Source organism: Mangrovimonas sp. DI 80, assembly GCF_001975575.1.
GTDB classification, from domain to species: Bacteria; Bacteroidota; Bacteroidia; order Flavobacteriales; family Flavobacteriaceae; genus Mangrovimonas_A; species Mangrovimonas_A xylaniphaga.
This window is the reverse complement of sequence record NZ_MSDT01000005.1, coordinates 280,399-304,094: the sequence shown is the minus strand read 5'-3', so window position 1 is coordinate 304,094 and position 23,696 is coordinate 280,399. Positions and strand designations below refer to the sequence as shown.

Genomic DNA, 23,696 nt, shown 5'->3' with positions numbered 1-23,696 from the left:
AACGCCTTATTTTCGGCAAAAAGGTATAGTCTTTGATTTCCTACAAGAAAAAGAAATGTTTAGAGTTATGAAGAATTCCAAAATTCTGTTTTTAATGGCTTTTCTGTTTATGGCATATTTCCAATCTCAAGCCCAGGTAGGAGATAAAAAGGAGAATAAGTCCATTAAGATTCCTGCGAAAGAAACTAAGGAAAAGGATTCTATACCAACAGATTTAAAGATAAAGCCTAGTTCAGACGCTCCCTCGTTGACCAAAACCGATGATAATATCAATGGTATTCCTTTAAAAAGTAAGGTGGAAGTTAGAGAATTGAAGGAGGAATTCTCCATGATTGACAATAGTACGCTTATCAATCCAGGAACCATTTACGAACAACGATGGAATAAAGCTGCGGCTGACACTGGTATCAAACCCGAAGCGATGGCTGACCAATTTTTGGGAGATTATAGGAGTAATGGAAAGTTTGTCAATATCATGTGTCGTGATCACGAGTATCCTGACGGTGACATGGTTCGAGTGTTTGTAAACGATGAAATTGTAGTTCCAAGGTTGGTGCTGACTTCAAATTACAAATCTTTTGACATTCCTTTACAAGAAGGGTTTAACAGAATTGTATTTCTTGCTTTAAATCAAGGGCAATCTGGGCCCAATACGGCCGAATTCAAGGTGTATGATGATAATGGTACTTTAGTGTCGGCTAAGGAGTGGAATTTGCTCACTGGGGTTAAAGCCAGTATTCTTGTTATTAAAGAAACCCCGTAACAGCTTTTTATTATAAACTCACTTCCGTAGGTATGACATCACCTGGTTGCATGTCATCAAGGGTAAAATCTCCCACACGAACTCTTACCAGTCGCAGGGTTGGAAAACCTACTGCAGAGGTCATCTTTCTTACTTGGCGATATTTTCCTTCACTAATAATAACAGATATCCATGATGTTGGGCCATGTCTGTCGTCCCTTATTTTTTGAATGCGTTCTGGTAAATTGGGAGGGTTTTCTAAAAAGGTAACTTCGCAAGGTTTTGTGATATATTTTATGCCCTTAAAACCAATTTCAACACCTTCTTGAAGTTTGATAATAGCTTCTTGGGTAATCATACCATCCACCTGGACGTAATATTCCTTATCAATTTTTGAACTGCAAATATCATAGCTCAATTGTCCATCTGTAGTCAAGAGTAGGAGGCCTTCAGAGTTTTTGTCCAAACGTCCAATAGCCATGGTGCCTTCGGGAAAAGAATGCAAGTCGCCAAGGAACTTTTTCTTTTGTTCATGCTTGGCATTGCTAACAAATTGACTTAAAATCCCAAAAGGTTTGTAGATTTTGAAGTGTTTATGTTCTGGTTTAGATGGCGTCATTTATAATATTAAAAACCAATTCTTTAGTTAATTGTTGGCTGTTAGCTCTGTTTCTGATGTCTTCATATGAAATCCTAAAATCACAACCTTCTTTGTGGGCACTGCATCCGTAAGCAGTTTTGCCTTTTAGGATAGTTCCTTTTTTACATTTTGGACAAGTCAATACCTCCGGAACTTCCTTCTTCTTGGTCTTTTTAGGTTCCAAAACCAATTTGAAGTTATCATCAAAACGAAGCAATCCCTCAACTGAAGAAGAGCCATCTTTAAACCCTTTTAAGTTTACGGTAGACCCTTTTTTGAGCAATCTGATAAACTGCTTTTCAGAAATGGTTTTGTTGTACACTTTAAACGGAAGCACAAAGTCACACCCCGATTTATAATTACTGCAACCGTAAGCTGTTTTTCCTTTAATAAGCTGTCCTTTTTTACATTTTGGGCATGTTTCGGCTGTAATTCCGGCCTTTTTAGTGGCTACTGCTTTAACAGCGCGTTGCTTTACTACAGCGGCTTGAGAAAGGTTGGCACGCTTGGTTTCGCTTCGTACTTCATAGACCAATTCGTCCACCATGCGCTTCATGTTTTTTATAAACATACTTGCACTATAACTGCCTTTTTCAATGTCCTTCAATTGCTTTTCCCACAATCCAGTAAGTTCGGCAGATTTCAATAGTTCATTTTGAATAATATCTATCAGAGCAATGCCTGTTACAGTCGGTAAGATTTGCTTTTTATTTCGCTTAATGTATTGCCTTTTGAACAAAGTTTCAATGATATTTGCCCTAGTAGAAGGTCTTCCAATACCATTTTCCTTCATCAATTCCCGCATTTCGTCATCATCCACCTGTTTTCCTGCGGTTTCCATGGCTCTAAGTAAGGTGGCTTCCGTAAACTGATTGGGTGGTTTGGTTTGCTTTTCCAAAAAGGAAGGCTCATGTGGGCCTTTTTCTCCTTTGGTAAATACAGGAAGAATATCCGATTCCTTTTCAGGTTTATCAGGATTTTCAAAAACAACACGCCAGCCCTTTTTCAGAATTTCCTTTCCGGTTGTTTTGAAATTAACCTCGGCCGCTCTTCCTATGACTGTGGTATTCGATACTTCACATTCATCATAAAAAACAGCAATAAAACGCCTTACAATAATATCGTAAACCTGTTGTTGGTTGTATTGCAGTTGGCTTTGCATTCCCGTTGGAATGATAGCGTGGTGATCGGTAACTTTTTTATCGTTGAATACCTTACTAGACTTTTTAATTTTCTTACCCAATAACGGCTGCACTAAAGTACTGTAATTGGTCAGCTTTTGAAGGATGCCAGGTACCTTTGGGTAAATATCTGTAGGTAAGAAAGTGGTGTCTACCCTTGGATAGGTAACCACTTTCATTTCGTATAAACGTTGAACGATTTTAAGCGTATCTTCGGCAGAAAACCCAAATTTGGTGTTGCAATAAACCTGAAGTCCTGTTAAGTCGAATAGTTTAGGAGCGTACTCCTTGCCTTTCTTTTTAGTGATGGATTCAATTTCAAATTCATCCTCTTTCACCTTGTTGGCCAAGACTTCTCCTTCTTCCATTTTTAGAAAACGACCTTCTTCATAGCTAAATAAGGTGTCTCTATAAAGCGTCTGAAGTTCCCAATAGGGCTGTGGTTGGAAATTCTCGATTTCCTTAAAGCGATTGACTACCATGGCAAGGGTAGGAGTCTGTACTCTTCCTATAGATAATACCTGCTTGTAGCCGCCATGTTTTAAAGTGTAAAGCCTTGTGGCATTCATACCCAAAAGCCAATCTCCGATAGCTCTAGAAAAGCCCGCATAAAAAAGGTTGTCGTATTGGGTTGACGGCTTTAAGTTATCAAAGCCTTCTTTAATGGCTTCCGTTGTCAAGGAGGAAATCCACAGGCGCTGTACTTCGCCTTTGTAATTAGCCTGATCCAGCACCCAACGTTGAATTAACTCTCCTTCTTGACCAGCATCCCCACAGTTGATCACTACATCGGCCTTGTCGAACAGTTTTTTTACAATTTTGAATTGCTTTTGAATTCCAGCATTGGGAGATACCTTAGTTTTAAACTTATCGGGAAGCATTGGAAGGTTGTTCAAATCCCAACTTTTCCAATGGGGTTTATAGTCGTTGGGCTCCATAAGGGTGCACAAATGACCAAAGGTGTAGGTAACCGCGTAGCCATTGCCTTCAAAATAGCCATCATGCTTTGTATTGGCTCCCAAAACGGAAGCAATTTCACGGGCTACACTGGGTTTCTCGGCAATACAGACTTTCACGGGCTAAATTTTATGCTTTGTAATTATAAAGGCGCAAGGTAATATTTTATGAGCTTTTCATTCTTATTTATAAAGGAAAAACAAAGATGAGGAAAAGTAATATTTCTATGATTCCCTTTCCAATATACTTAGGGCTATTCTAATTTTAAAATAGTCCATTTGTTCATTAAAGTATTCAAAATAGGTCTTTAAAGCTTTGGGAGTGTTTAGTTTGTCCTTGGCCATTTTAATGGCTTCCACGTCGCTTTTGGAAACAAAATCATACATATTTATGTCTTTGCCTTCTTGATATAATTTTGCCAAATGGGAAAAGATGGTGTTGAGATGCAACTGACGCTCTTCAGCTATTTCCTCAACAGATTTTCCTTGTTTGTAAAGGTTGAAAGTAGCTAGGTAAGTATCCTTTTTGCTATTTTTTTTCTGGGTCTTAAAAGTAATAATGGCATTTATGAAATCTTCGCCATATGCATTAAGCTTGTATTGTCCAACACCACTAACTTCCAGAAAATCGGTTTCTGTAGTTGGTTCAAGACGCGCCATATCTTTTAAGGCCGCATCACTAAACACCTGATAGGGTGGAATACCTTTGGCTCTTGAAATTTGATGACGCAGTTGGCGCAAATGCTCAAACAAGGCACTGTTTTCAAAAGCTGCTCGGGGTGGCACCTTTTTGGTTGCTTTTTTGGAGTTAATTTCTTGGACTTTGGTTAGCAATACGGTGTCGTTTTGAAATAGGACGTTCTTTGAAAACGCTGTAAGCTTAAGAGCGTTAAATTCATGAAAAGCGATTTCACAATAGCCTTGGTTGATGAGTTGGATGATATAACTTTGCCAATGATTCCATGGAATGTCCCTGCCAATGCCGTAAGTTTTCAGTTGGTTATAGCCTTTGTCTAAAACGGTAGCGTTTTGGGCACCTCTCAAAACGTCAATTACATTTCCTATGGCTTCAGTTTCTTTTAACCTTGCAATTGTTGACAATGCTTTTTGAGCGATGATAGTTCCATCAAAAAACTGAGGTGGATTATTACAGACATCACAATTATTGCAATTCTCAGAAAGTAACTCTCCAAAATAACTTAACAAAATTTTTCGGCGGCAACTGGTAGCTTCCGAAAACTGTTTCATCCTATCTAATTTTGCAATCTGTACCTCTTCATTACTGGCACCTTGAGCAAAATTCCGCAGTTGGATGACATCTGCGTAGCTATGGAATAAGATGGCATTGGAATCCAGACCGTCACGTCCTGCACGACCAATTTCCTGGTAATAGCCCTCTATGTTTTTAGGCATATTATAATGGATGACATAACGGACGTTGGATTTGTCAATTCCCATTCCAAAAGCTATGGTGGCACAAACAATTTTAATATTGTCGTAGATAAAATCCTCTTGAACTCTCTCTCGTTCCTCGTGACTCAAGCCTGCGTGGTAGGCGCAAGATGAAAAGCCAAAGTCATTAAGTTTTTTAGAAATGCTTTCGGTGGTTTTTCTACTTAAACAATATATAATCCCTGATTGATTCGGCCTGTCGGTCACGTATTTGACTATCTGATTTATTCTGTTATTGGCAGGTCTTACATCTAGTGCTATATTTTTTCGGTCAAAGGAGGATATAAATTGTTTTGCTGTTGGAATGTTTAATTGGGTTACAATATCCTCGCGTGTGGCTTTGTCTGCTGTTGCCGTTAGGGCAATGATTGGGATATTAGGCAATGAGTTTTTTAGAAAACCCAAAGCTTGATAGGAAGGTCTAAAATCATGTCCCCAACTTGAAATACAGTGCGCTTCATCTATGGCAATGCAACTCAAATGCTGTTTGGTTAAAATTGGCTGTAAACCGGCAAGGCTTTCCGGGGCTACATATAATAATTTGAGTTCCTTTTTGTAAACTTTTTCAAGGATTTGCTGCTGTTCCTCGCTGCTTTGACTGCTATTAAAGAAGGCTGCAGAAATACCATTGGCAAGTAAACCGTCCACTTGGTCTTTCATTAGCGCAATCAAAGGAGAAACTACTAAAGTGATGCCTTCAAAAAGTAAAGCTGGTAGTTGGTAACAGATAGATTTTCCGCCTCCTGTAGGCATAATTACTAAGCAATCATTTCCTGAAACAACGGTTTCTATAATCTGTTGTTGTTCGCTTCTAAAGGTGTCATACCCAAAATAGGTTTTTAGTGTGGAAATTAAGGTGCTTTGCATAACATAGATAAGAGCTGCGCAAATTAGATAAATCGTAATTGTAATTAAAACGAAATAGGTAAGAGTTATCAAATTTAATAAACACTCACCACCAAACTATAAAGCATTTTGAAATCATTCCGTTGGGATGTTTGACCCAAACAAGTGGGGAGGTTTGTTGGTTTAGAAGGTCTAAAAGTAATGATTCAATAACGGCATATGTTTGCCAGTTTACTTCTGGATGAGGGATTATGAACCAGTCCAATTTGGGAGGCATGTAACACTTACAATCTTTGAAATGCGGTAATTCCTTTTCCTTAATATAAAATCCTTGAATACAATCTTGGTTGATTTTAGAGAACTCAATATGTTCCTTGTTCCACGGCACAAAGAGTTGTGCTTTAAAAAGAACTCGTTGCTCCATGAGCTCTGGCTCGATTGATAGCTGTTTTAGGAAATTTTGACTTTCAGGTTGATGTAACAATGGAAGTTGTTTATTTTTCAGTTTTTCCAATTTTTGAATGAGACTGTCCTTTTTGTTAGGGCCTATCCAATGCTCAATCTCATTCGTTCCCGTTTGTTCGTCATACAAATAGAACTTGTAAATAATTTCAAGATGTATGGGTGTATCATCCAATGTAATGATGGCGTCCAGTTCTCCCAGTGTTCTTTGGTTCTTTTGAATTTGAATTCCTGAAGCAATAACTTGGATGTTTTGATGAGCTTTAAAACTATGGGATACAAATTGTTCGGCTAGCTTCCCTAAACGTAAAGGACCTTTAATATCTTCATTGAAGGGTTGTAAGGGGAGCTTTTGCAATTCCAGCTGCCGTAAACCATAAATAGTGTCACCTTTCCAGAGTATAGGTGTTTCGTAGTATCCAATGTAGCGTAATTTCAACTTTTTGTAGTCCATTACAAGTGTTAAAATTCGAATTTACGATAACTTTTAGAGTTTTAATTCCAAAAACATCTATAATAACTTTACCTTTGCAGCCCAATTGCGTAAATGATGTTTGCATTATTAGATTTAGGAATCCGTAATACACTTTTCACAGAACTCTTCCAATCCATTAGGGCTTATATTTCAGGCTCGATGGAAGAGGTAATTATTCCATTTATGTTACAGGAACAAAGCCATTTGGTATTTGTAAACTGTAAAACATCTTACAGCTCTTTTTAATAAATTATTTCATTGTAATTTATTATATTTCAACATGTTAATGTGTAATATTTAAACTATAAATTGATATTAATGTCTGATACTACCGTTTTAGAAGTGAAGGAGAATACCGTTGAGAAAGACTTATACAGTTACCAGAAAAAAGCGATTGAAAAAGTATTCAAGCGATTTGATGAAGCGCCAGATGATTACCACCTTTTGTACCAGTTGCCAACAGGTGGAGGGAAGACCGTAATTTTTTCGGAATTGGTTCGCCAGTACCTGAAAAATCATGACAAGAAGGTTTTGGTATTGACCCACCGAATCGAGTTGTGTAAGCAAACTTCTAAAATGCTTACAGAGTTTAAGGTTACCAACAAGGTGATACACAGTAAGGCCAATCTTGACGACCAAAAGGAGTATAGCTGTTTTGTGGCCATGGTAGAAACCTTGAACAATCGTTTACAGGAGGACATGCTTGATATTTCAGATGTTGGTTTGGTGATTATTGACGAGGCTCACTATAACTCATTCACCAAATTGTTTAAATACTTTGAGAAGTCTTTTATTTTAGGAGTTACGGCTACACCGCTTAGTTCCAACAAGGATTTCCCAATGAAAAAGAATTACAATGAGTTGATTACGGGTGAAACCATTGAATCGCTTATTGAAAATGAGTTTTTGGCACGTGCCGAAACTTACGCTTATAATGTTGGTTTGACCACTTTGGAAATTGGTTCTAACGGAGATTATACCGTAAAATCTTCGGAAGACTTGTATACGAATACAGACATGCTTAAAAAGCTGTTGTATGCGTATGAAGCGCATTCCAAAGGGAAAAAGACCTTGATTTTCAACAACGGTATCAACACGTCTTTGTATGTGTATGATACGTTTAAAAGAGCAGGTTATCCAGTAGCTCATTTGGATAATACGGCTTCTAAAAAGGAACGTAAACAAATCCTAAAATGGTTTAAGGAAACCCCAGATGCCATTTTAACTTCGGTGAGTATCTTGACCACAGGTTTTGACGAACCCTCTGTAGAAACCATTATTTTGAACAGAGCCACCAAGTCCTTGGCATTGTATTACCAGATGGTTGGTCGTGGTTCCAGGATCTTTAAAAACAAGAGTAAATTCAGTATTATCGATTTGGGGAACAACCTGCATCGATTTGGACCTTGGGGTGCCGATATAGATTGGCAGAAAATATTCAGTTCTCCAGATTACTATTTGGACAATATCACCAATGATGAAGATATTGAAAGCAATTTCAGATACGAAATGCCAGACGATATTCGAGCTGAATTTGCAAAGTCTGAAGATGTTTATTTCGATGTGAAGCAGGCTTATATCGATTCAGTAAACAATGGAGAATCTTCAAAAGTGTTATTGGAGCGTTCTATAGAGCATCATGCCAAAATTTGTGTAGAAAACAGCGAAGATGTTTACGATGCTTTGGCTTTGGTGAAATTGTTAGATGGGGATATCAACCACCGTTTGGAGCGTTATACCCAATGCATTAGTAACAGTACCCATAATTTTGTGAAATGGTTACATGAGGATTACCGTATGCGCTTAAAAACGTATTTAAGAAAGAATTTTGATGAAGTATTCGAGGATATCCACGGATATCCACCAGAAGACTAATTGGTAATGGTGTAAAGTAAATATTATAAATAAAGAAGGGGCAACTAAACAGTTGCCCCTTTTTTATAGAATTTAATTTATGACATAGCCCAAAAGCCAATACAGGATAATAAATACAATAATCACACCAATACAACCACATTTTCCTCCTCCAATTTTTTTAGCCCCAAAGCCAGCCAATAAAGCACGTAGTAGATTTTTCATTTTATAGCATTTTTATATTCCATAAAGAATTATTTAAAGATAAGTAAATGAAATTGAAGGAAATGCACTTTAATTGTTAAATCACTTTAAATTTGTTAAATTGCATAAAAACCACCAATATGCCAATCTATATGGATCGTCACAACATTCCTGCCGAGATAACGTCGGAGCACGTGGCAAGAATGCATCAAGAGGACCTAAAGGTTCAGCATTTGTATGGCTGTAAGGGAATGACCTATTGGTGCGATGATGAAAAAGGAACCGCATTTTGTTTGATTGAGGCCCCCAACAAAGAGGCACTTAAAAAAATGCACGATCATGCCCACGGCGCTTTACCACATGCCATAATTGAAGTGGATCCCATGGTGGTAGAAGCTTTTTTGGGTCGCATTAAAGATCCCGACTTTAAAGGTGGTGGTGAGCTAAATGTAATCTCAGAGTCGGCATATAGAATTATTATGGTGAGTGGTTTTGAATACGAAAGCTTTACCGTAGATTCCTCTTTTACCATTGCTTTACAGGAATATTTCAAGGGCCTCATTATCCGTTTTGAAGGCAGTATCGTCAAACTCAATAAAAACTATGGATTGGTATCTTTTAAATCTGTCACCAATGCCGTGATGTGTGCGATTGAGATTCAGGCGAAATTCAAAAAATACATTTCTAAACATAAAAACACCAATTTAAAGCTCAATATTGGTTTGTGTACAGGAGTGCCTTTTAATGATAAAGGCGGGATTTTTGATGAAACTGTGAAGTTTGCCGAATGGATGTGTGATATTGTGACAGGTCCTATTGTGTTGTCTTCCGAAGTTCGGAATTTATTTGAAAGTGAAAACCTGAATGTTTTTATTGCTGATGAACAAACCCACAGCTTAAGTCCTTCCGAAGAAAAATTTCTTTCCATTTTGATGGAGCATATTGAAAAGTCTTGGAATGACACCGATTTAAGCGTCGAATCTTTCAGTAAGAGTTTAGGGTTCAGTAAATCGCAGGTATACCGAAAGATGCAGGGCTTAACCAATAAATCCCTCAATTCCTTTATTAAGGAGTATCGTCTAAAAAAGGCCTGTGAATTTATGGAAAAGAAAAAAGGCAATATTTCCGAAATTGCTTTTGAGACGGGCTTTAACAGTCCGGCCTATTTTACAAAATGCTTTCAGGAGGCTTATGGTATTCTTCCTTCAGATTATCTCAAAACCCGAGCCATCAACTTTTAGTTGTTAACAATTACAACTTTAAACCTCCCTTGAATTCAGTTAATTACAACTGGATTTTTTTAAAATTAAATCGTTTGTAATATAAAAGTTGTATGAGCGATTATGCGTAATATTGCGGTTTCAAAATATCACAATGGGTACATCGCGGAATACTACTTTAATCATCCTTGCATTCTTTTCAATCTATGTCATTTGGGGCTCCACATATCTGTTGAATAAAATTGCCGTGGCACAATTGCCACCTTTTATGTTGGCCTCTGTAAGGTTCATAACAGCGGGAATCTTGATTTTTATCATCTCAAAAATTATGAGGATTTCATTAAAGATTTCTTCCCGGCAACTATTGAATACCATTTTTGCTGGCTTTTTATTTTTAACCTTCGGTAATGGTGTTGTCGTGTGGGCCTTAAAATATGTAGATAGTGGTTTTGCAGCTTTGGAAATTTCCGCACAACCTTTAATTGTGCTTATTTTAATGCGGATTCTGCAAGGAAAGAAAATACAACCAATGTCCGTCATTGGAGTTGTATTGGGAGTTATCGGGATTTATTTGTTGGTCAGCCAAAATGAAATTGTAAGCAAAGAAGGTTCAATAATTGGAATGGTCATGATTTTATGCTGTTTGTTGAGCTGGGCGTACGGGAGCTTGTTTGTAGGGAAGGCTGAATTGCCAAAGAACTATTTTGTGAATACCGGTTACCAAATGTTAACAGGAGGTATTATGTTGCTATTGGCCAGTTTGATTTTTCAGGAGCAATGGGTGATGCCTGCCGAATGGGAGAATTCGGTGGTTATTTCTATGGTACTTTTAATTTTATTGGGAAGTATTGTGGCTTTCACATCCTTTAATTATTTATTGAAAACGGTGTCTCCAGAAAAGGTAGCTACGTCCACTTATGTCAATCCTATAGTAGCCCTGGTTTTAGGTTGGTATTTTTTAAACGAACACATCACGGCACAATCCATTGTAGCCGCTGCAGTATTGTTAACGGGAGTGTATTTTATCAATACCAAAAAGACTTTGGAAATATTTTCCAGATTTAAAAGATGATAGGTTACTTTTAAATTGGAAAGAAGTACAAGGAAGATTATAAATTAAAAAAAGCTGTTTCAATGACGAAACAGCTTTTTTATTGCTATTGAATTAGTTCTAGATAATTCAAATTTATTTCAAAATTAAGAACTCACAACGTCTGTTGATGGAGTGCTCTTCTTCCGTACAATCGTCTTTACAATCAACCAACGGCTGGCTTTCACCATATCCTTTAGATCTCAAACGAGAACGCTCTATACCATTCGCTACCAGATATTCCAAGGTAGATTGCGCTCTATTATTTGAAAGGTTAAGGTTGTACTCTTCACTACTTCTAGAATCGGTATGAGCTCCCAATTGTACTTCCATTAGTGGGTATTTCTTCAATAAGCCTACCATGATGTCCAAAATGCTAGCCGCTTGAGGTTTGATATCCCACTTTCCAAAATCAAAATAGATGTTTTCCAGTTCAATATACATGTAGCCATCATTTTTAGTTACAATAATATCTTCGGCATCGTCATAAGATTCAATTTCCAATTCAATGTTGAACTCAAACCTACCGTCGTCATTAGTGGTAAACTCTTGTTCTCCTAGGGCATATAGATCCCTGTGTCCCATAATTTTATAGAGTTGGTTTGGCTTGGTGCTAAAGGCGTATTTAGCATCTTCTCCAACAATCGTTTGTCCAACAAGTTCTCCTTTATCATCATAAAGGGTTACAGTTGTTCCGGGAAGTAGTTCCTTGGTGTTTTTGTCAATTACGACACCTTCAACGATATAGCGTTTTTTGTTAGGGATTCTTAAAAATGCATAAATGAGGTCTTCACCACTTCGGTTGGAAGAAATGAAGCCTTTCTGTACATCTTCATTAAGTACATATCCAAAATCGTCCATTCCAGAATTGATGGTCTCTCCCAAATTGATTGGTTTTGAATAAAATCCAGCATAGCCATTACTCATAAAAATGTCCAAATTTCCCAGACCTTGGTGTCCATCGGAGGCGAAGTATAAGGTTTCGCTTTGGTCCATAAATGGGAATTGTTCTCTATGGGCTGTATTGATGACTTCCCCTAAATTTACAGGAGTCCCAAAGCCATCGGCGGTAATGTCTACAGAATAAATATCAAAGGACCCTAATGAACCCGGCATATCACTTGAAAAGAACAGTTTGGTGTTGCTAGGGTTTAAAAATGGATGTTGCGTAGAGTAGGTGTCGCTACAAAAAGGCAACACTTGAACATTGGTCCATTTGCCATCAACCAATTCTGCTTTGTATAATTTAATGGTGGCAATTTTATCGTCACCAATTTTTACGCGTTTATCGTTGGTTCTGGAAAAGTACATGGTTTTTCCATCTGACGAGAAAGTGGCATTACTTTCATGTGTTTTGGTATTGATATCCTCAGAAAAAGGTTCAATGTTTTCCAAGGCATCCTTTTCTTCTGAAAGAGAAGCTTCATACAAATCCAAATAAGGTTTGTTGTTCCATTCGTAAGTTGGATTTTCATTATTTCTATAGGCTGAAAATACAACATTGTCCCCATGCCAACCGATACCGAAATCACCAGAAGTGCTATTTTTCAATGGCTTCAATTCATAAACATAAGGCACAATGGCGCTTAAAGTGCGTTTCAATTTTGGAGTATCCATGACCTCACCAGTATAGATACTAAGAATGCTGTCGGCAGTTTTAAAATCACCACTTGCTTTGAGGGCCTGTCCATATCTAAAATAGTAGTCCTTGGCCAAACTATCGTTAGTAGCAAACAATTGTCCGTAAGCATTACTTGCTTTAGACATTTGGGCATTAAAGAAATAAGAATCGCCTAAATTTTGAAGGTTTTCCTTTGTTTTAGGTAAGGACTGGTACATCGAGGCAGCTTCCGAATATGCTCTGTTTTCAAACAGTTTTCTGGCTTTGGAAGCACTAGCCTTTTGTCCAAACCCCAAGGAAACTGTTAAAAAAAATGATATTAGTAAAACAATGTTTTTCATATTAAAAAGCTATTAGAAAAATCTTGGGGATTTATCATATCCTACACCAAATTTACTGATGTCAAACAGCAGCATGACTTCATGCGAACCCGAATTGAATTTGCCTAAATTAGAAAGCGTATAATCATAAGCGTATCCGAATCTTAATGATTTTGTAATCCTGAAATTGATTAATCCACTTACCGAATCGTCAAAGCGATAGCCTACACCAAATTCTACCATCTCATTAATAAGGACGTTGGTGGTTAGATCCAAAGACATTGGTGCACCAGAGACAGCCTTGGTCATAAAAGTAGGTTTCAATTTTAAATTGTCATTCAATTGAAATACATAACCTCCGGTTAAAAAGAAATGGATTTCTTCAGCGCCACTGGTGATAATACCGCTCGCGTTTTTAAGGTGTTCCGAACGTAAAATATTTGGCACAGAAAGACCTGCGTAAAATTTTTCACCAAAATAGAACGCTCCCGCCCCAATGTTCGGGAAGGTTTCGCTTAAATTGGACTGGAAAGCAGGGTCTAGTTCAGGATCGGAATAGACAAATCCGTTAAAGTTGGTACTAAAAAACGTCGCGCCAGCCTTAATTCCAAAGGACAGTTTAGTATGTTCACTCATTGGGATGATGTAAGCCACATCTACATAAGCATTGGTTTCTTTTACAACGTCTCCAATTTGGTCGTGTACCACCGAAATCCCTCCTTCAAGCCGATTGGCAATGGGAGTGTGGGCAAAAAAAGTACCCGTAGTTGGACCGCCTTCGGAACCTACCCATTGGGCACGGTAAAAGCCTCCAAGATTAATGGTGTTAGGATCATCTGTGGCATAGGCAGGGTTAATGACGCTCATATTAAACATGTATTGCGTATACTGGGGATCCTGCTGGGATTGGGCCGTCAATCCAAGTAAAAACATCAAAACACTGATGCGGTATGTTATTTTTTTAAGTGTCATATATTAATTTTATAAGACCTATCTGCTAAGATAAACTCGTCCCTGAATAGCTTTTGTCTCCCCATCATTAAAATTCAAAATGTAAAAATAAACGCCTACCGGACAAACTCCATTCCCCAGAGTTACACCCTTTTTTGATTCTCCATTCCAATCAGGGGTGTTGGTGTCTCCTTTATATAAAACGTTGCCGTATCTGTTATAAATTTCTAGTGTGAAATCGGGATATAAATCTCTTAAATTAGGAATGGTAAAGGTGTCGTTGATACCATCATCATTTGGAGAAAACCCATCAGGAATGACAAAACATTGGTCTAAAGTTACAGTTACATCCAATCGGATAACGCTTTCACAACCATCATCTGAAATCATGGCCGCGTAATAGGTGGCTCCATTTTCAAGAGGTTGAGAATCTTCCAAAGCATTACCATCTACAGGGGCATCATACCAAATGATGATGTTGGAATCGATGATATTGGCAGAGAGGTCTGCAACGGTAGGTTCAAACTCCCCGCAGAAAATATGACCATTATCCGATAGTTCTGGAGTTGGATTATCAAGTACATTAAAATTAGTGACTAATAGTACACCTTCCTGAGTACAAGTAGAATTGGGAAAACTAATTCCTGTGATGGTAATAGTAGTGTTCCCTTTATTTGTCAATTCTTGTGAAGGAATTGTAAAGTTAGTATCTCCTCCAATGAATTCGACAGTAATAGTATTGTATACATTGTTTGCTACAGTAAGCTCATAAGAAATATCGTAAAATCCGTCTTCTAATTGAAGCGCTAATGAAATTGTCACGTTATTAGAATATCCTAGACAAATATCATGTGCCTGCATACGGGCTGCATCAATATTAGGTGAGTCAATAACGATTACAGTTATTGATGCTGAAACTTCAATATTACAACCAGAATTGATAATTGTGTATGTGTAGGTGCCTGCCGAATCAATGGCAGGGTCAAAAATTCCCGTGCCACTGGCAAGCGCAGGTGACCAGGTTCCGCCTATATCAGGAGTTCCACCTAAAGTATTGAACAAATCTTGAGGAGCATCGTTTTCGCAAACTTCTAGGGTGCCATCCGTTCCAGCATTTGGCTCATCTATAATAGTCACTGTTACGGAAGCAGAAGCATCACCACAAGGATCTGTTCCAGAAACGGTGTAAGTGTAGGTTCCTTCGGAATCCAGTGTTGAATCAAAAACTCCAGTACCACTGGCCAGTGCTGGCGTCCAAGTTCCGTTGGTATCGGGAGTGCCTCCTAAATTATTAAACAGGTCATAGGTGGTTGTATCGGAAGCACAAATTTCTAGAGAGCCATCGGTTCCTGCATTGGCATTTGGAATGATGGTTACCGTTATAGAAGCTGAACTGTCACTACAAGGGGCAGTTCCAGAAATGGTATAAGTATAAGTTCCTGCAGAATCCACAGACGGGTCAAAAATTCCCGTGCCACTGGCAAGTGCAGGGGACCAGGTTCCGCCTAAATCGGGAGTTCCTCCCAAACTATCAAATAAATCTTGAGGGGCATCGCTTTCACATACTTCCAGTGTACCATCCGTTCCAGCATTTGGCTCATCTATAATAGTCACTGTTACGGAAGCAGAAGCATCACCACAAGGATTGGTTCCTAAAACAGTATAGGTATAGGTTCCTTCGGAATCCACTGTTGGATCAAAAACTCCAGTACCACTGGCCAGTGCTGGCGTCCAAGTTCCGTCGGTATCGGGAGTGCCTCCTAAACTATTAAACAGGTCGTAGGTAGCGGTGTCCGAAGTACAAATTTCTAAAGAGCCATCGATTCCTGCATTGGCATTTGGAATGATGGTTACCGTTACAGAAGCTAAACTGTCGCTACAAGGGGCAGTTCCCGAAACGGTATAAGTATAAGTCCCAGCTGTATCAACGGCAGGGTCAAAAAATCCAGTTCCGCTGGCAAGTGCAGGAGACCAGGTTCCTCCGATATCAGGAGTTCCTCCTAGACTTTCGAATAAATCTTGAGGGGCATCGTTTTCACATACTTCCAGTGTACCGTCAGTTCCAGCATTTGGCTCGTCTACAATAGTCACTGTTACGGAAGCAGAAGCGTCACCACAAGGATTTGTTCCAGAAACGGTGTAAGTGTAGGTTCCTTCGGAATCCACTGTTGGATCATAAACTCCCGTACCACTGGCAAGGGCAGGGGACCAAGTTCCGCCTGTATCGGGAGTGCCTCCCAAACTATTGAACAGGTCATAGGTAGCGGTGTCCGAAGTACAAATTTCTAAAGAGCTATCGGTTCCGGCATTGGCATTTGGAATGATGGTTACCGTTACAGAAGCTGAACTGTCACTACAAGGCGCTGTTCCAGAAACGGTATAAGTATAAGTTCCTGCTGTATCAATGGCAGGGTCAAAAATTCCTGAGCCACTGGTAAGCGCAGGGGACCAGGTTCCGCCTAAATCGGGAGTTCCTCCCAAACTATCAAATAAATCTTGAGGGGCATCGTTTTCGCAAACTTCTAGGGTGCCATCCGTTCCAGCATTTGGCTCATCTATAATAGTCACTGTTACGGAAGCAGAAGCGTCACCACAAGGATCAGTTCCCGAAACGGTATAGGTGAAGGTTCCTTCGGAATCCATTGATGGATCATAAACTCCCGTACTACTGGCAAGGGCAGGGGACCAAGTTCCGCCTGTATCGGGAGTGCCTCCCAAACTATTGAACAGGTCATAGGTAGCGGTGTCCGAAGTACAAATTTCTAAAGAGCTATCGGTTCCGGCATTCGCATTTGGAATGATGGTTACCGTTACAGAAGCTGAACTGTCACTACAGGGCGCCGTTCCAGAAACGGTATAAGTATAAGTTCCTGCTGTATCAATGGCAGGGTCAAAAATTCCTGAGCCACTGGTAAGCGCAGGGGACCAAGTTCCACCCATATCAGGAGAGCCTCCAAGAGAGTTAAATAAATCGTATGTTGTGGTGTCTTCTTCACAAATTTCCAAAGCACCATTAATTCCCGCATTAACGGAAGGAATAATATTCACAATAACAATGGCAGAAACATCTTCACATGGAGCAGTCCCCGATACAGTATAGGTATAAAGACCTGCGGGGTCCATTGTAGGGTCAAAAATCCCTGAACCACTGGTAAGGGCAGGAAACCAGGTTCCTCCAATATCAGGAGTACCTCCTAAGCTATTAAATAAATCTTGAGGTGAGTCATTGGAACAGATATCAAATGTATTATCATTTCCTGCATTAGGTTCTGAAATAATGGTAACCGTAACTGTTGCGCTTACATCGCCACAAGGAGGGACCCCTAAAACAGTATAGGTATACACACCTGTAGAATCCAAAGAAGGATCAAAAACACCCGTTCCACTATTTAATGCTGGTGACCAGGTACCACCCATTTCAGGTGTGCCTCCTAAACTATTAAATAAATCTTCAGGGTCACCATTGCTACAAAGGGCTAAAGCACCATCAATACCTGCATTCGAGTTTTCGGTTACGGTTAGTGTAACTGTTGCTGTAGCGGCAGGACAATTTGCAGTGTCATCTACTGAATAGGTGAATACATATGGACTTCCTGTAGCAGTAAGTCCACTCATATCAATAGTTCCTGTACTTCCATTGGAAGTAGATATTGGACCTGCCCAAGTTCCGGTATTAGAAGGAGACCCTTCCAGGTAATCAAATAAGTTTACAATAGGACTTGTGATTATTTCATTTTCACAAACGTCCAAGGAGCCATCTTCACCCGCTTCATTGGCTAAATTGATCACTACGGTAACTTCAAATCGACCTAAACTTTCACAAGGAGGGTCTATGGTAGTAGCATAATAATTTTCACCATCAATTAAAGGAGTAGATAGATCTAGAGGCAAAAATGAAAAAGATGTAGCATACCAATTATTAGTTCCCGAAGCACTTAAATCGGCAACTGTAGGGTTCGATTCGCTACAGAATTCCTGAACAGCTTGTCCTGTGGGGACAGGAACCAATCCTACATTTACTAAAACAGATAATCTTGAGGTTCTACATCCTGTATTTGGATTGGCCTGATCGGCATAATAAATGGTATTGTCCATTAACACTGTGGTGTCTGCCAAAGGGGTTCCTCCCGAAAATGAAAGGTACCATTGCACATCGTTTCCAATGGCAATCAAATCGGAAATTGTAGCATCTTCTGGAGTTTCCACACAAACTCCTTGGAAGTTAAACCCAATTGGAGCCCCATAAATTATTACGGTTACCTGCTGACGCGTGCCACAGGATCCAGAATTGTCATCGGCATAATAATCTTCACCATTTATAAGGCCATCGGTATTAGCCAATGGGGTTGTAGAAGTTGGAGTGTCATACCATACGATACCATTTCCATTATCTTGGGCCGCCAAATCGGATACAAGCACAGATTCAATATCACAAAATGTCTGAATGGGATCATTCACCGTGGGACATTGTGAAAATGAGTTAAAAAGGCCGCCAAATAAAACTATGTAAATGCCCAAAAGGTACTTACTGATAGCGTAGTTTTTACCTTTTCTCATAAATAGGGTAGTTGTTGGTCATTAGTGTTAGGTAACAAATTTGTGCTCTCAAATGTAAAAAAATATTATAATTTCCTACAGATTTGATCGCTATTGTATGTTACGGGATTGTATCAGTTCAGCTCTTTTAAAAAGCTCTCCGCATCATATTGGATGATATAAACCCCCTTGTTGTCATAACTCCCCTTAGCATTTGGTCTATAGTCAAACTTGATATTTATATATTCCGTGACATTGTTTTTTACAGCATTTTCAAAGGAACCCGATTGCGCCATTCTTAGCAAAGTATCGTAAGTAATGTCAAATCCATAGATGACGTTTTGGGTTGGTGTACTTTTATATTGGTATTTGTATTTTTTGATGAATGCAATTGTAGCATTGGATTGTTTTAAAGCCGATGCCGAAGGGTACATCATTTTTAAGATTCTAAATCTTTTGGAAGATACTTCTGCATCATCTGGGATTAAATCAGAATCGATAACCGCCAATTGAATGTTGTAGTTGCTAACTTGGCTTAACAACAAAGTTGTAGTACTCAAATAAGTACTATTTTTATCGGTGTCAAAAATAATGATATTGTTTTTGCTGTTTTGTAAAAGGCCCAATAACTCATCGTCCTGAAAAGTTCCATTACTTTTTACATCCAAAAATTTAGCTTCAGGCAACCAGTTAGAGATAAAGTTTTTGCTTTCTCTTCTATATTTATCATTGATGACAATGACATTGTTGCTAGAGTTGCGCTTAATGTAATTTAAGATGGCCTCACGTTGTGTGGTTTGGGAAGGTACTGCTTCATATATATTTACCAAACCAGGTTTTGTGGAAGTGTTTTCCAAAGTTACTACCGGAATGTCTTGAGTGGCAAACATAAGGGTAGCTTCCTCGGTTTTTGTATTTTTAAAAGGCCAAATAACCGCACGGGCATTTTTATTTGGATTAGGCTTCAACAAAAGTTTTTCACTTTCCATTTTTACTATATCCAAATCAAATTTAAGTCCCATTTTTTTCAAGGAGTCAATTGCCAATTGTGCTCCTCTATAGAATTCTAGATTTTGACGAAGCACAGAATCCTGAACTTCCGAGAATTGATTTACATTACGAAGACGATCGCTCATTTCCTTTTCTGAATAAGGGAATAAAAACAATAATTCTGTGTTTTTAGAGCGGTTCAGTGTGCTTACCAAATTGTCGTATTTGGAAGACGTAGCGGCAATAGTTGCTGTTGTGCTATTGTTTTCTTCTATAGAGGAACTTGCTTTGGTTGTTTCTGTTTTAGGCATCTTAACTATATCACCTTCCTTAACTCCATTAACAAGTTCTGGGTTCAAAATCAGGAATTCTGAAGGTTTCATACCTGCGTCCACAGACAAACTGTAAAGTGTTTCCTTTGATTTAATTTTATATGAGTAGTATTCTACCTTACCATTTGCTTTTTTTAAGGTTTCCACAGCTTCATCTACGGTAGAAGGATTGGTAGTAGTATATGAAGGCTTTACTGATGTAGAAACTCCAGAGGTTCCTTTGTTGATGGTTAGTTCGTGACCAACCTGTAAACCATCTTTAATTTGCGGATTGTCATGCTCCAATTCGGCAATACTGATACCAAATTGTTTGGCCAATCCAAATTTGGTTTCTCCTTGCTTAACAATATGTGTAAAACTACCGTTAGTAGTTTGTGATGTACTGGTTGTTGTGGAAGAATTTTCTTTCGAAGAAGGAATAATTAACACTTGCCCTACGTAAATACTTTCTGAACTACCAGGATTGAGTTGGTAGATTTGTTCTGGGCTAACACCGTACTTTAAGCCAATACGATACACGTTTTCACCCTTCTTAACTTTGTGTTTTATAGTGTTTTGCTGAGCGTTTGCTAGTTGGAAACAGCATAAGAAAAAGATAAAAACATTGTAAAATATTTTCATGAAAAGGTCTATTATTTGTGGCTTTGTTTAAAAATTAAAATTAATAAAAAATGCCTTATACCGTCATCTTTTCTGGGTTCTTGTCAACAATTTATTAACAATCAAGTGTTTCCATTTAAAATTTTTGAAGAATCTTCATTTTTTGAATTTTATAAAATTAATGAATACTGTTATTTTTTTGGTAATGTTAAGCTATGGTTAAGTTGTGATTGTTAGCAAGAAGAAATAGCTTATATATTGATTGTTAATGAATTTTAAATTTTGGAGTGTTTTTTCCTAAATAATTATCTTTGTTCTCTTTTAAAAACTACCCAATGAAAATTTACATTTCTGGCCTACTTTGTTTGTTGGCTTTCCCTATGTTTTCCCAAAAAAAAGTAATGAACCATGCCGATGTAGCGAATTGGAAAACCATTCAACACTCTCAAATTTCTCCTAATGGACAATTTGTGGTCTATGATTTGGCTGTTGAGAATTTCAATTCTTCTTTAGAAGTTAAGGACAAATCCGGTGCATCAATTTTAGAACATGAACATGCCCAAAAAGGGCAGTTTACTTTTGATTCCAAATATTTGCTTTTTGAAGTCAATCCTTTAAACGATTCTATTTTGGCTATGAAACGCAGGAAAGTAGATACGAAAGATTTGCCAAAAGATTCCTTGGCTATTTTTAATTTGGATCGACGTGCTTTGTTCAAGTTTGGGAATCTAAAATCGTATAAGATTCCAGAAAAATGGTCGGGATTTGTAGCGATGGAGTTGGAGGCAATTAATAAGAAATCCAAGGACAGTGAAGGTTCATCCGAAGCTTCGGATAAGAAGGAAAAAAAGACCAATAAGAAGAATGGTTTTCTTTTGGTGTTGATGAACTTGAGCTCCTTACAGGGGGATACCATTAAATATGTAACCAATTACACGTTTTCTAAGTTCGGCAATAGATTGGCTTACACAACTACAGGAGATGAAAACAACGAAAATGCTGGTGTATTTGTAGTGGATTTGAACAGTAAAAAAAGTACTAAAGTTCACGATGTAAAAAGAGCAACGTATTCTCATATCAACTTTAGTGAGTCGGGGAAATATCTAGGATTCATTGCAGATCAAGATACTACTAAAGTTCATGCTAGACCCAATGAGTTATTTGTATGGAAAGAAGGAAGTGATAAAGCTTCAAAAGTAGTAGATAATGCTAATGCTCCTAAAGGGTATTTGGTGTCTTCACATGAAGATTTAATGTTCTCGAGAGATGAATCCAAATTGTATTTCGGACTTAGAAAACCTCCCGTGGAAAAGGATACGACACTTTTGGACGAAGAGATTGTAAATGTGGAGGTTTGGACCTACGACGAGCCAAGATTGTACACGGTTCAGGAATTGGAATTGAAAAAAGACAGTATCAAGTCGTACACAACAATATTCGATTTAAAGCGTCATAAAGTGGTGCCGTTGGCTACGGAAGCATTTCCAAATGTTGAATTGGAAGATCACGGGAATGCAGAATGGGCTTTGGCTTATACAGAGCAACCCTATACTTTGGAAAGTCAATGGTCTGGAATGTGGTTAAGGGATTATGCCATTATCAATACAAAGGATGGTAAAACCACTCCAGTTTTAAGTGCTGTTCCATCGGCCAAATTAAGTCCTAAGGGTAATTATGTTTACGGTTATCATGAAGTTGATAGCACTTGGTTTGTGTATAACATAAAAAAAGGAACAAAAATAGAATTGACCAAAGGAATGGTCTTTGCCGATGAGTTGAATGATGTACCATTACCTCCCTATGCTTATGGAAGTGCTGGATGGACGACAGACGATAAAGCATTGTTGCTTTATGATCGTTATGATATTTGGATGTTCAACCCTGAAACAGGAAAAGGCAGCAAGCTTACCAATGGAAGAAACTCCAAAAAGGTTTACAGGCATATCAAATTGAATAAGGAGGAGGAGTCAATAGATCCAAATGGAACTTGGTTATTGTCTATTTTCAATGATGAAACCAAGGAATCTGGATTTGCTCAATTCAATCCTAAAACAAACAACCTACAAGAATTGGTTTATGGACCTTATAAATTTGGCAAACCAAAGAAAGCTGATAATCATGATGCTTTAGTCTTTACTCGGGAATCTTTTGAAGAATTCCCAGACCTTAGGCTGACAGAGGATGATTTTAAAACAGATGTCTGTTTAAGTGATGCCAATCCGCAGCAATCGGAATTTAATTGGGGAACGATTGAGTTGGTACATTGGAATTCCTTGGATGGTAAACCTATGACGGGAATGTTGGTGAAACCTGAAAATTTCGATCCTAACAAAACCTATCCAATGCTGGTGAATTTCTACGAGCGCAGTTCAGATAATTTATATAAGCATCATACGCCTTCGTTTGGAAGGTCTACCATCAACTACAGTTTTTATGCCAGTAGAGGGTATTTGATTTTCAATCCGGATGTCACTTATCGCGAAGGATATCCAGGAGAAAGTTCCTTAAATTGTGTGCTTCCCGGAGTTGCCTCTTTAATCGAGAAAGGTTTTGTTGATAAAGACAATATTGGGGTTCAAGGCCACAGTTGGGGTGGGTACCAGATTGCTTATTTGGTGACCAAAACCAATATGTTTAAAGCTGCAGAAGCAGGAGCACCTGTGCCTAATATGATTAGTGCTTATGGAGGCATTAGATGGTGGACAGGTTTAAGCAGACAGTTTCAGTATGAGCATGGGCAAAGTAGAATAGGAGGTACGCCTTGGGAGTACCCGATGCGCTATATTGAAAACTCGCCTATTTTCAATATCGATAAAATTCACACACCGTTATTGATTATGCATAACGATGCCGATGGTCATGTGCCTTGGTACCAAGGCATCGAACTGTTTGTAAGTTTAAGAAGATTAGGAAAACCCTCATGGTTTTTGAATTATGAAGGAGAACCTCACTGGCCGCAGAAATATCAAAACAAAAAAGATTTCAACATCAGGTTGGCACAGTATTTTGATTATTTCCTGAAAGGAGCTCCAAAACCACTTTGGATGGAAAAAGGTGTTCCCGCTATTGAAAAGGGTGTAGAACAGGGGTATGAGCTCTTGGAACATTAAAATTTCGCAAAAGAAGGCCTCCTGTACGGGAGGCTTTTTTGTTGAAATCTGGAAATAAAATAAATTAGTCTAATTCAGTCAATTGTAGTATATTTAATCTATTCACTTAGAATT

General features: G+C 38.4%; 15 protein-coding genes. 6 read left to right on the top strand and 9 right to left on the bottom strand.

Features of this window, described 5'->3' with window-relative positions:
- Window positions 1-67: 67 nt before the first annotated feature.
- A complete protein-coding gene (locus tag BKM32_RS11055; protein ID WP_083702169.1) occupies window positions 68-763 on the top strand; it encodes a hypothetical protein in 696 nt (231 codons plus the stop codon).
- A 10-nt stretch (window positions 764-773) separates the two neighbouring features.
- On the opposite strand, the gene BKM32_RS11050 is transcribed toward BKM32_RS11055, so the two are convergent.
- The 4 genes from BKM32_RS11050 to BKM32_RS11035 form a co-directional block, all read right to left on the bottom strand.
- Entirely contained in the window at window positions 774-1,361 is a 588-nt protein-coding gene (locus BKM32_RS11050) for a pseudouridine synthase (protein ID WP_076663840.1), read from the bottom strand.
- The gene (locus tag BKM32_RS11045; protein ID WP_076663839.1) at window positions 1,348-3,639 is read right to left on the bottom strand and encodes a type IA DNA topoisomerase; all 2,292 of its coding nucleotides are present in this window, start codon (window positions 3,637-3,639) and stop codon (window positions 1,348-1,350) included. The genes BKM32_RS11050 and BKM32_RS11045 overlap by 14 nt, the downstream gene beginning before the upstream one ends.
- A 105-nt stretch (window positions 3,640-3,744) precedes the next feature.
- Entirely contained in the window at window positions 3,745-5,838 is a 2,094-nt protein-coding gene (gene recQ / locus BKM32_RS11040) for a DNA helicase RecQ (protein ID WP_076663838.1), read from the bottom strand.
- Between the two features lie 85 nt (window positions 5,839-5,923).
- Window positions 5,924-6,733 (bottom strand): DUF1853 family protein, encoded by an 810-nt coding sequence (locus tag BKM32_RS11035; RefSeq protein ID WP_076663837.1) that lies wholly within the window; start codon window positions 6,731-6,733, stop codon window positions 5,924-5,926.
- Between the two features lie 93 nt (window positions 6,734-6,826).
- Between BKM32_RS11035 and BKM32_RS16505 the strand changes: the two genes are divergently transcribed.
- Window positions 6,827-7,000, top strand: a complete 174-nt coding sequence (locus BKM32_RS16505; protein ID WP_157503254.1) for a hypothetical protein — start codon at window positions 6,827-6,829, stop codon at window positions 6,998-7,000.
- A gap of 72 nt (window positions 7,001-7,072) precedes the next feature.
- The gene (locus BKM32_RS11030) at window positions 7,073-8,629 is read left to right on the top strand and encodes a DEAD/DEAH box helicase (protein ID WP_053977816.1); all 1,557 of its coding nucleotides are present in this window, start codon (window positions 7,073-7,075) and stop codon (window positions 8,627-8,629) included.
- A gap of 72 nt (window positions 8,630-8,701) precedes the next feature.
- On the opposite strand, the gene BKM32_RS16635 is transcribed toward BKM32_RS11030, so the two are convergent.
- The gene (locus BKM32_RS16635) at window positions 8,702-8,833 is read right to left on the bottom strand and encodes a hypothetical protein (RefSeq protein ID WP_256385857.1); all 132 of its coding nucleotides are present in this window, start codon (window positions 8,831-8,833) and stop codon (window positions 8,702-8,704) included.
- A 119-nt stretch (window positions 8,834-8,952) separates the two neighbouring features.
- Here BKM32_RS16635 and BKM32_RS11025 point away from each other — a divergent pair, with 119 nt between their 5' ends.
- Window positions 8,953-10,053 (top strand): nickel-binding protein, encoded by a 1,101-nt coding sequence (locus BKM32_RS11025; protein ID WP_076663836.1) that lies wholly within the window; start codon window positions 8,953-8,955, stop codon window positions 10,051-10,053.
- A 133-nt stretch (window positions 10,054-10,186) separates the two neighbouring features.
- Entirely contained in the window at window positions 10,187-11,104 is a 918-nt protein-coding gene (locus tag BKM32_RS11020) for an EamA family transporter (protein ID WP_076663835.1), read from the top strand.
- A 114-nt stretch (window positions 11,105-11,218) separates the two neighbouring features.
- On the opposite strand, the gene BKM32_RS11015 is transcribed toward BKM32_RS11020, so the two are convergent.
- The 4 genes from BKM32_RS11015 to BKM32_RS11000 form a co-directional block, all read right to left on the bottom strand.
- Window positions 11,219-13,084 carry an OmpA family protein gene (locus BKM32_RS11015; protein ID WP_076663834.1) on the bottom strand — a complete coding sequence of 622 codons (1,866 nt, stop codon included), beginning with the start codon at window positions 13,082-13,084 and terminating at the stop codon, window positions 11,219-11,221.
- Between the two features lie 12 nt (window positions 13,085-13,096).
- Entirely contained in the window at window positions 13,097-14,035 is a 939-nt protein-coding gene (locus BKM32_RS11010) for a type IX secretion system membrane protein PorP/SprF (protein ID WP_076663833.1), read from the bottom strand.
- 18 nt (window positions 14,036-14,053) lie between these two features.
- The gene (locus tag BKM32_RS11005) at window positions 14,054-18,571 is read right to left on the bottom strand and encodes a gliding motility-associated C-terminal domain-containing protein (protein WP_076663832.1); all 4,518 of its coding nucleotides are present in this window, start codon (window positions 18,569-18,571) and stop codon (window positions 14,054-14,056) included.
- Between the two features lie 113 nt (window positions 18,572-18,684).
- Complete coding sequence (locus BKM32_RS11000) at window positions 18,685-20,493, bottom strand: LysM peptidoglycan-binding domain-containing protein (protein WP_076663831.1); 1,809 nt, start codon at window positions 20,491-20,493, stop codon at window positions 18,685-18,687.
- A gap of 314 nt (window positions 20,494-20,807) precedes the next feature.
- Here BKM32_RS11000 and BKM32_RS10995 point away from each other — a divergent pair, with 314 nt between their 5' ends.
- Window positions 20,808-23,582, top strand: coding sequence for a S9 family peptidase (locus BKM32_RS10995; RefSeq protein WP_076663830.1), 2,775 nt, complete (start codon window positions 20,808-20,810; stop codon window positions 23,580-23,582).
- Window positions 23,583-23,696: the final 114 nt, after the last annotated feature.